1 protein-coding gene is annotated in these 435 nt (G+C 45.3%); it reads left to right on the forward strand.

The annotated features are described in order from the left end of the window. A partial coding sequence (locus tag DWW13_RS19585) for an ATP-binding protein (protein WP_243026202.1) occupies positions 1-435 on the forward strand: 435 nt, incomplete at both ends.

The raw sequence follows: 435 nt of genomic DNA on the forward strand, positions 1-435 counted from the left end.
GGCGGTCAAGCACTTCTGTTAGACCCTAAAAGTGAGCGTGGTAACTGGAAAGAAACGCTCCCAGAGATTGCACATGAAATCAATATCGTAAATCTTACCAGCGATAAGGACAATGCAGGGCTTCTTGACCCGTTTGTGATTATGAAGAATGTAAAAGACGCTGAAAGTCTGGCAATCGACATCTTAACATTCCTTACGGGTATTTCCTCTAGGGACGGCGAAAAATTCCCCGTATTACGAAAAGCGGTTCGTTCCGTTACCCAGGGCGAAAAAAGAGGACTGTTACACGTTATTGAAGAATTGCGAAAGGAAGATACCGCTATCTCACGCAATATCGCAGACCATATCGACAGCTTCACGGACTACGACTTTGCACACCTGCTGTTTTCAGACGGTACGGTGGAAAATGCTATCAGTCTGGATAACCAGCTCAAT

It is taken from the genome of Blautia sp. AF14-40 (genome assembly GCF_003479665.1).
GTDB classification, from domain to species: domain Bacteria; phylum Bacillota; class Clostridia; order Lachnospirales; family Lachnospiraceae; genus Fusicatenibacter; species Fusicatenibacter saccharivorans.